The sequence below is a fragment of the Deltaproteobacteria bacterium genome (genome assembly GCA_015233135.1).
Lineage (GTDB): Bacteria > UBA10199 > UBA10199 > JADFYH01 > JADFYH01 > JADFYH01.
Genome location: JADFYH010000031.1, coordinates 24,101 through 33,846, shown reverse-complemented (window position 1 = coordinate 33,846; position 9,746 = coordinate 24,101). Strand labels below are relative to the sequence as shown.

General features: G+C 45.1%; 7 protein-coding genes. All 7 read left to right on the top strand.

Annotated features, from left to right (window positions below):
- Positions 1-269: 269 nt before the first annotated feature.
- The 7 genes from HQM15_09905 (at position 270) to HQM15_09875 (ending at position 9,741) form a co-directional block, all read left to right on the top strand.
- Positions 270-533: a type II toxin-antitoxin system Phd/YefM family antitoxin gene (locus HQM15_09905; GenBank protein MBF0493079.1), complete on the top strand. Its 264-nt coding sequence runs from the start codon at positions 270-272 to the stop codon at positions 531-533.
- The gene (locus HQM15_09900; GenBank protein ID MBF0493078.1) at positions 512-895 is read left to right on the top strand and encodes a PIN domain-containing protein; all 384 of its coding nucleotides are present in this window, start codon (positions 512-514) and stop codon (positions 893-895) included. The genes HQM15_09905 and HQM15_09900 overlap by 22 nt, the downstream gene beginning before the upstream one ends.
- Positions 896-909: 14 nt before the next feature.
- Positions 910-5,733: a carboxypeptidase regulatory-like domain-containing protein gene (locus HQM15_09895; GenBank protein ID MBF0493077.1), complete on the top strand. Its 4,824-nt coding sequence runs from the start codon at positions 910-912 to the stop codon at positions 5,731-5,733.
- Between the two features lie 6 nt (positions 5,734-5,739).
- Positions 5,740-6,276 carry a VanW family protein gene (locus tag HQM15_09890; protein ID MBF0493076.1) on the top strand — a complete coding sequence of 179 codons (537 nt, stop codon included), beginning with the start codon at positions 5,740-5,742 and terminating at the stop codon, positions 6,274-6,276.
- 300 nt (positions 6,277-6,576) lie between these two features.
- Complete coding sequence (locus HQM15_09885; GenBank protein ID MBF0493075.1) at positions 6,577-7,596, top strand: hypothetical protein; 1,020 nt, start codon at positions 6,577-6,579, stop codon at positions 7,594-7,596.
- Between the two features lie 144 nt (positions 7,597-7,740).
- Entirely contained in the window at positions 7,741-8,565 is an 825-nt protein-coding gene (locus HQM15_09880; GenBank protein MBF0493074.1) for a hypothetical protein, read from the top strand.
- Positions 8,566-8,568: 3 nt separating this feature from the next.
- A complete protein-coding gene (locus HQM15_09875; GenBank protein MBF0493073.1) occupies positions 8,569-9,741 on the top strand; it encodes a SpoIID/LytB domain-containing protein in 1,173 nt (390 codons plus the stop codon).
- Positions 9,742-9,746: the final 5 nt, after the last annotated feature.

Genomic DNA, 9,746 nt, shown 5'->3' with positions numbered 1-9,746 from the left:
TCAAAACAACACCCCAAACAAGAAGTGATTGACTTTAGAAAAGAAGAAGGCAAAGGGAAAAAAATAGAAATCAAGAAACTTCTCGCCTTATCAAAAAAAACTACCCCCAGTAATTAAATGCATCTATTAAAAAAAAAGAAAGAAATTTTTTTTGCTTTTTAACAAATTAGGACAAGGCTAGACATTGGCTTATGCGAAGATACAAAAAATTAACGTACGCTTCTTGACATTACTCGTACGTTTATGAGAAACAAAAAAATGGAGCTCTTATGAAAATAAATATAAATCTGATCACTCCCTCTCAATTTCGAGCAAATATTTACAAATATTTGGATGAAGTTGCAAAAAAGGGAAAGACACTCGAAATTAATCGGGATGGGGTCATTCTGCAAATTGTCCCAAAAAAGCAAGCCAAACAAGTTCAGATTATGAATGACATTAGCCGTCTTAAAAAACGCAAGGCGCTGCTTTGTAGCGATGAAGAACTTTTAAATATAAGTTGGGAGAAGGAATGGAATCCAGGCCCTTTATAGATACCCATGTTCTTATCTGGCTATTCGAAGGTAAAACACATCTGATTTCGCCTCGAGTGATTGAACTGATCAAAAATGTTCAGCTTTGGCTAAGCCCGCTCTCGATTCTTGAAATCGATTACCTCTACGAGGTCAAAAAAATCACTTATAAAGGCAAGGATATTTTTCGTGGGGTTTCCGCTGTGATTGCCATTGAAATTAAAGATGATTCTTTTTTAGCGATTATAAATGAGGCGTCACATATCCACTGGACGCGAGATGCTTTTGACCGATTAATAGTTGCCCAAGCTTCTCTCTATAAGGCAAGTCTGATTACTAAAGATAGAAAAATTGCAGATCACTATAAGCGGGCTGTTTGGTAATTCCCTTAAATTCTATGCAAAAAAACAAAAACTCCTGGCTTGCTCTATTGCTCAGTTTCTTTTTTATCTTTTTCTTTTCTGCTGCAGTCATCCTGCTTCAAAAACCTTCCGGTTTTATTGAAGGACGGGTTTTGGATGACCAGGGGCATCCCTTAAAAAAAGCGCGAATTTCTGCGGATGCCTATCCTCGTTATCTGAAGGCCTTTAGCGATGAGCAGGGTTACTTTCATTTGGATGGAATTCCCCTCGCCTCCTATCATGTGAGTGTTTCTGCCAAGGGCTATCAATATTATTATTTCCCCAATGTGACTGAAGTAAAGGAAGGCCAGCATGTACAGCTGGGGGAGCTAAAGCTCAAAGAATCTGAGCCCTATCTGTCGGTTTCTATCAATCAAATGACGAAAATGCCGGATGAAAAAGTGCTGGTGAATATCAATGGTTCGCGCATCAAAGAAATTTCTTTTTCGGCCTTTCAGATCGACCTAGTCAGCTATCTAAAAAATGGGGGCTCTGTTCAAGAGCTGCAAAATTCAAAATTTAATCCCAAAAATAATGCTGCGATAAAAATGATCAAGGAATGGAATACGTCCATTGCCGAAGAAGATGCCCTGGAGTTTGATCAGCGCCTCCCCGCCGATTTAAATGGGGCGGGTGTTTTTTTGATTCACTCCCTTGCGTCTAGTATCGATCGACAGAAAATTTTTGAATCGAATAGTCTGGTTTCAAAAACCGATATCGGTTTTATCGCAAAACGCGATACTTCCAAATTACTGCTTTATGTTTCTTCGTTTTCCAAACAAGCTCCAGTTCAAGATGCCCAGGTGTATTTATTTAGTGCGGGGCAAAATCCGATTCAGGCGAAAACTTCTTCCGAAGGTTTAGTGGAAATTCCTCTCAGTGAGCAGGCCGATAATAATACTGCTCCTCTTCCTTTTGTGGTGCTGAGTTTGGGTGAACAAGTGGCCTTCGCTTGGGCACCGCATTTGTATTCCACGGCAGACGATGAAAGTGTCTATGAGGGAGAGGGAGGCGATGGGGGAAGTGAAGGCGGAGAGGAAGTTGCAGAGGCTGAAGGAGAAGGCGCAGTTGCCGAAACAGAAGGGTCCGAGATGACTTCCCACCCTCACCCTAACCCTCTCCCCTCAAGGGAGAGGGGATTAACGGGTAAAGCGAAAATCTTTCTTTATACCGAACGCCCTCTTTATCGGCCTGGGCAAAAAGTTTATTTCAAGGGGATTTTAAGGGATGAGTTGGAGAATGGTTCTTACCTCTTGCCTACTGCTCAACCGATTGAGGTCACATTACAAGATCCTCAAGGAAATTTTTTAAATACCTTGCCGCTGCAGACGAACAGCATGGGCTCTTTTGCGGGTGAGTTTGATCTGGAAGAAGAAGCGGAATTGGGTTTTTACAGCTTGCAGGCAAGTCTTGCCGGAAAGACCGTCAAAAAAGAATTTGAGGTTCAGGAATATCGCAAGCCAGAATTTAAGGTAGAAGTGAAGGTAGAAAAAGAGCGTTATTTTTCGGGTGAAAATATCCGCTTTAATGTGAATGCCCAATATTATTTTGGATCTCCGGTTCCCGCAAATCTGGAATACACGCTCTATAAAAGCAAGAATGAGTTTTTGAGTAGCGAGAGTTACGGAGAGGCCGAGCCAGCAGATGCAGTCGCTGGGGGTTATGGCGAGGTGGTGGAAGAGGGAAAAGGAAAGACGGACGCCCAGGGAAATTTTAATCTGAATTTCAAGAGCGAAAAAGATCCTCTAGGGGCCCGCTATACCTTGCGTGTGGTCGCCAAAGATTTGACTGAAAGACAAGTGACGGTAGAAGGCGATGCCCACGTGGTGGCCGGGGATTTTTATTTTGCGCCCGAGTGGCTTCAGTATTTTGCGGTCGTTGGAAAGCCTTTTGCTTACACCGTGAAAACTCTGGGCTATCCCGAAACTCCTCTGGCTAAAAATTTTGAAATAAAAATTGAGAAAGAAAAATGGAGTAAACGCAAAGGCCAATACGATTATTCTAAAGTGGAAGACTTGAGTCTGCAAACGACGGCCCAGGGCCAAGTGCAGGCGGCGCTCAACTTTAAAGAGGGCGGGCATTATCGTTTGTCTCTTTCCGCAAAAGACAGCGCGGGCCGCGAAGTGCTGTATCACGATTTTGTTTGGGTGTCGGGAAAGGCGGAGGTGGAAGATTATGCCGAGCAAAAACAGTTAGTGCTTTTGCCCGAGAAAAAGAAGCTCGAATACAAGTCTGGTGAGCTTTTGCGCCTGATGCTCATTAATCCCATCGAAAATGCAAAGGTGTTGGTGACGGTAGAAGGGCCAAAAATTCATCAATATTTTGTGCAGAATATTTCGGGAACTTCGGGGATGATAGAAATTCCGCTACAAAGAGAGTGGGTGCCCAATGTGTTTGTGAGTGTGGGCTTGATCGGCAAAAAAGAATATTACGAAGCTTCTAGTGAAGTGAAAATTTCTCCTGCCGAACATTTTTTGAAAGTGCAAGTGCAGGCCTCGTCTGACAAAGTACATCCCGGTGATACGCTGCAATATGCCATCAAAACCTTGAACGATCAAGGTCAGGGGGTTCCTGCCGAAGTCTCGTTGGGCCTGGTCGATGAAAGTATCTATGCCCTCAAGGCCGATAGTACCCAGATTAAAGATTTCTTTTGGGGAGCCAAACCTAACCGTGTGAGCAGCCTGTATTCCTTCTCGGGTTACTTGAGTGGCGGCATAGAAAAAGAAGATAAAAATCTGCTGCGGCGTAATTTTAAAGACACGGCAGTCTGGCTGCCCCAAGTGCTGACGGATGCCCAGGGTGAAGCCAAGGTGGAGGTGAAACTGCCGGACAACCTCACTACCTGGCAAGCCACGGTCGTGGCTCACGATGCCACGACGGATGTTGGTCAGGAAATTTCCAAAATAGTTTCTTCCAAAGATTTAGTGGCGCGTCTAGCCATCCCGCGATTTTTTACCGAAAGGGATGAAGCCAAGGTGAAGGCGATTGTTCAAAACTTTACGGAGTCTCCTCAAAAGCTGAACCTGGCTGTGTCTGTCGAAGGGCTGAGTTTAAGTAATGCCGAAGACGCCAAAAACAGGCTAATCGATTTGGCGCCCAAAGAAAGTCGTACTTTTGAATTCACCGTGAAAGCGACTCAAGCCGGAGAAGCCAAGCTGAGCCTGCTCGCCAAGAACGATAAAATTTCTGATGGTGTCGAATTAAAGATTCCCATCTTGGCGCATGGCATCGAACAGAAAAGTTTTGAAAGAGGTGAGATTGCGGCCTCCAGCCCGGAAAATGAAAACCCGGCGACCAAGATCCATTTAAACGTAATGCCTCAAAGTGATGTCGCGAAATCAAAACTCAAGCTCAGTTTAGACAGCTCAGCGCTAGGTCAAACTTTGGGTCCTTTGTCTTATCTGATCGATTATCCTTATGGCTGTGTGGAGCAGACTTCCAGCCGTTTGCTGGCGGCGGCTTATTCGAAAGATCTGCTGCAGGTGTTGGGGCAGCAGGATCCTGCGATTGAAAAGAAGGCGAATAGTTTTATCCCCAAGGGAATACGACGTCTGCAAAAGATGCAGAGTTACGACGGCAGCTGGGGCTGGTGGAAAGGGGAGCAGGGCGATTTGTTCATGAGCTCTTATGCGCTCTATACTTTGAATATGCTCAAAAATTCAGGCTATGAGGTGAAGGATCAAACGCTCACTCAAGCCTCGGAGGCCTTGACGAAGCTCATCGAAGCCGCACAAAAAAATACAACGGTTTCTTCTTCACTTTTAAATTTTGCTCAATATGTGGAAGTTCAAAATCATCAGAAAATGTCTTCGGCACAAGTTCCCCAAACGGCTTATGACTTGGCTTTGAAGAGTCTCACTCTTTTTACTCAAGGTCAAAAACCAAAGGCCGCTGAGCTCTTAAGCAAGCTGGAAGGCCAGGCGAATTGTCCCAACAATGCTTGTCTCTATCCCAAACTGGATCAGGGCTATTGGATGTATGATAAATTGGGCTCTGTAGAAACTTCTGCCTGGGCCCTCAAGGCCATGATTCAACAGGCCTCGCCAAATACGGCACTCGAAGAAAAAATAGCGAATGGCCTTTTGTCGGAAATAAAAAATTCCAGCTGGGCTCACACGCGGGAGACGGCCATCGCCCTTTCTGCCTTACTCGATTATGCAAAAAGTCTGACTTCAGTTCATGTAGGCGTGAAGGGCAAGATTTTGATCAACGGGAAAGAAGTGAAAAATATAACGGTGGCCAATCCCCATTTTGTGAGAAAGCTTTCAAAGCTGGAACTCAATGCGGGGACTAACCTTTTGGAAATCACCAATCTCACAGCCTCCAACTTGTATTACCAAAACGAATTTTCTCAATTTTCAAATGAGGAAGATTTAGCGGCCAGTAAGCAGGGAATTAGCATCACGCGAGAGTATCTTCGTTTGGAAGCCAATGGTCAGAACAATGAGGGGCAGACTCTCTATAAAGCCAGCCCGCTTTCGGGTACTCTGAAAAAAGGCGAGGTGTTGGGAGTGAGATTGAGCTTCGAGACCGATCAAGATCGGCCTTATGTGATTGTAGAAGATCCCTTACCGGCGGGTTTTGAGGTGTTTGATGCGCTTCGTTTTGAAGGGAATTCTTTGTGGGTAAATCAAACTCAGCTGAGAGATGAAAAGATCTCTCTGTTTGTCAGCCTGCTTCCCAAGGGAAAGAGTGTAATGACCTACGCCTTGCGACCTGAGCTGGCGGGCAGTTTTCATGTGATGCCTGCGCAGATTTATCCGATGTATGAACCCAGTGTGCGAGGGACTGGGGCTGAGGCGAGGTTGAGGGTGGAGTGACTTCCCATGCGAAAAAAATATTTCTTCCTCATCCTGATTGTACTGCTGGGCTTCACCTCCTGGGCCGCCCAGGCCTTGTATCGCGAACGCAATTTTTCGCTGCGCCGTGCAAGTTTTCTTACTTTGCTTTCTTCCAGAAGCGCAGCACAAAAGAAGAATATTGGTTTGGCGGCCAGCAAAATAAATGGGGTGATTATTTATCCCGGAAAAGTTTTTTCTCTCAATGAAGGCGCAGGCCCTTATGCAAGTGAGGAAGGGTTTTTAAAAGAAAGAACTTTTGAAAAGGAAGCGTTTGCTTTCAAAGCGGGAGGGGGAGTGTGCCAGCTGGCCAGTACTTTGTATAACGCGGCACTCCAGGCTGGTTTAGAAATTGAAGAGCGCACGCAGCATTCGCGGCCGGTGCAGTCCGTTCCCTGGGGGCAAGATGCCACGCTGGTTTATGGGCTCTCGGATTTGAAAATTAAAAATCCTTTTGAGTTTCCGTTGAAGATTGTTTCGATGATTAAGAATGAAGAATTAAAAGTGGAAGTGTGGGGGAAGTGAAATCTCTCCTTCCTTACGATTTCTTAGACTTGGATGTTCATGAAGAAGTCCCCTCGCCCCAGCGGGGGAGAGGGCCAGGGTGAGGGGGTAATTGGATTTAATTTGGTTTTCTAGACTATTCTAGTTTTATAAGGAAGGAATGAACTGAAAGTAGAAAAAAGAATACAAATTGTATCCACTATCACCCTCACCCTGCCCTCTCCCCTCGAGGGAGAGGGGAATTGACGGCAAATGCTTACCTGAACTTATGGGTAATATATAGTCTTGGTGAGGAAAGGGAACGTATATGAGGACAAACCTATGCAAACAAAAAAAATAATTTTCTACTGCCTGCTGCTTTTCATCTCCAACCTCATTGCCAGCTTTCTTTTTTGCAAAGGCGTAAAGGCCCTCTATCCCGTCTTTTATTTGGTGTTAGTGGTGGGTGGAATTGGAATCGTTCTGAGTTCTGTGCTCAGTTTGCTCTTAAAACTTTTGGGAGCTTCTCTGGGGGGATTTTTCGATTGTCTGCTCGTTCTGGTTTTTCAAATCATTCAAGTGACTCTTACTTTTTCGCTTTCCTATTTCATCTTCCGCCTGCCCGCTCTTTATGGCGTTGCCTTTGTGGCCTCTGCCTTATTGGGCTTGCTGGCCGTTTGTCTGTTGCCAAAATTACCTGCTTTTTTGCAAAGCATAGTCAGCGTTGTGTTGGGAGCCTTGGCTTTAACGATAAGCCTACGTGTGGGAGGTGTTTTTGCCGCCTGTTTTTCTTCGCTTCTTTTTTTAAATCTATTGCCTCTGGGTTTGAAAATTGTTCCGGAGGCCCAGCGCTTTGCTTTTGTGAAGATTTTAAGTTTTTGGGGCTTGTTGTTTGTGGGTCGCGCAGCCCTTCAATATTATCTTTTGGAGAGTGGCTATGATGCCTTGGGCGTGGTGATTAGCAATCCTTATAGCTTTGCGGCCCTCTTTGCCGGAATCAGTTTGCCTTTTATTTATAGTGTTTGTGCCCGCGAAGAAAAATTTCCGCATCTTGGCTCGGTGTTTTTATTGGGTTTGATGATTCCTCTCTTGCTTGGCTTTATCTTTCATGTACGCCCCATGGCCGGCTTCCTCATGGGCCTTGTTTGTGCCGCTTACTGGCTGGGTTTGTCTGAAAATCAAAATGAAGATTTTATTCTGGTGGCCTTGCTGGCCTTTGTGACGACAGGTTTGGGGATGACTTTCTTTAAAGAGTCCCTTTCTTTTACACGAGGGATGAGCCTGGCAATTTTAAGTGGAGGGGTCGTGGTGATTTCTGTGTATTCGGCGCTGTTGTATGGGGTGTGGAAGAGGCGGGGATGATATGTCCCACGTTTTTCGTAGGGGCGGTGCCTCCGTGCCCGCCTGCAATCTTGCTTTTCAATTGGGATTAAAGAATCAAAGTACATCCATGTGCGGGCGGGCACGGAGGCACCGCCCCTATCGGATCAAATATTAATATGTAACGTGAACTATTTTATCCTCCTCATAATCTTTTTCTTTTCCCCTATCCTCCACGCCTTTTCGCCTCAATTTGAAGGCAAAGCCGCCCAAGCCCTTGAGCGCATCACCCAGCAGCATCCTGGAATCCTGATGATTAAAGACCTTTCCACTTCGCAAGAATGGGTAGCAGGGGACAGCGCTTTTTTGGAGAAAAAATTTCTTCCGGGTTCACTCATGAAATTAATTACAGCCAAGCTGGCAGTGGATCAAAAACTAAATCCCTCTTTTAAATGTGTAGGAAGATCCAGAATAGGTCCCCACAAATTTTATTGTTGGACTCGCAAGGGCCATGGCGATTTGAATCTGGTTTCTGCCTTGGCGAAATCTTGTAATTTATATTTTTTGAAGCTGCTTTCTCAACTGAGTTTCAAAGATTGGAAGGCAAACTTTGAGCAATATTTTTCTTCAGGGCTGCCCTCGATGGATTCGAATGCTCTTCAATATTATTACCTGAGTTTGGGTGACGATGCCGCTTTAAAACTTTCTCCCCGCGAGCTTTTTAGTTTTTGGCAAAAATATTTAAAAGACATTCAAACCGCTCCTTATGCCGATATTCTGCAGGCCCTGAAGCGTTCTTCGGAAGAAGGAACTTTAAAAAGACTGCGCTTTAAAATTATAGGAAAAAGTGGTACCGCAGATTCACTAAAAAAATCGTATAAAACCGATGCCTGGTTGTTGGGGGCCTATCCGCAAGAAAACCCTCGTTATGTCTTTTTGGTGTTTTTTAGAGAGGCTTATGGTTTTAGAGAACCGGTCGATTTGATGAATGAAGTGTTGGGGATGCTTTAATTTATGATCAAAAAAATAATTCCATTTTTTCTCACTTTTCTTTTTTTATTCAACCCTCCTCTTTTTGCCCTCGAAAAAATCATCCATGTCAAAGTGCTTTCCCGCTACGCCCTCGAAGAAGTTCAGGTCATTTCCAGTTTGTCTAAAATGAAGGTGCCGAGCGGAAATCAAATCCAGGAAATCCTTATCTCTCCGGAAACTCCTGTCATCCTCAAGGCAAAGGGAAAAGAAGTTGAAGTGATTATCGGCAGAAATATTCGGACTCTGCAAAGTCTTCAGATGGAAAGCCCCCGAGGCTCTTTTTTGAAAATCAAATCGGGGGAGTTGGAACGAAAATTTGTGGGAGCTCTGACGATTCGAAGCCTCAAGGGGCAGTTGTCCTTTATTGAAGAAATTCCTTTGGAAGATTATGTGCAGGATGTTCTGGAATCCGAGATGCCCAATGGCTTTCCGCCCGAAGCGCTGAAGGCCCAGGCGATCCTCATTCGCACCTATGCCTTTGTGAATGCCGGTCGTCATCAGCAGGAAGGTTTTGATTTGTGCGATCTCACCCATTGCCAGGCCTACGCTGGTCGCCAACTGAACCACAGAAGTCACGCCGAAGCCGCACAAGCCACCCAAGGGCTGATGCTCGCCTACAATCTAAAACCCGCACAAGTGTTTTACCACTCCACCTGCGGAGGCCATACCAGCGCGGCCTCGGATGTGTTTGGAGGCGCTGAGATCCCTTATCTGAAGGGGGTGAGTGACGAAGACTATTGCAAAAAATCCCCACACTACAAATGGGAAGATTTTATTTCGCTTAATATTTTGAAGGAGGTTTTAAGCAAAGATCCGATAAAATTGAGCGGAGATTTAAAGAATGTTTCCATTTCCAAAAAGGAAGAAGCCGGTCGTGTCTTGGAATTGGCCTTAGAGGGAAACAAAAAAACTCTCATTTCAGCGACTGCTTTTTTATCTCAAATCGGAAAGTACCTGGGCTGGAGTCAGCTCAAAAGCAACTGGTTTGAAATGGAGCCCAAAGACAATGGTCTGATTTTTAAAGGCCATGGCCTAGGCCACGGTGTAGGCCTTTGCCAATGGGGCGCCAAGGGGATGGCAGAACAGGGGAAAAAATTTGAGGAGATTCTGCAGCATTATTTCCCGGGGGCGCAGTTGATACAGAGGAGTATTTAGGGATC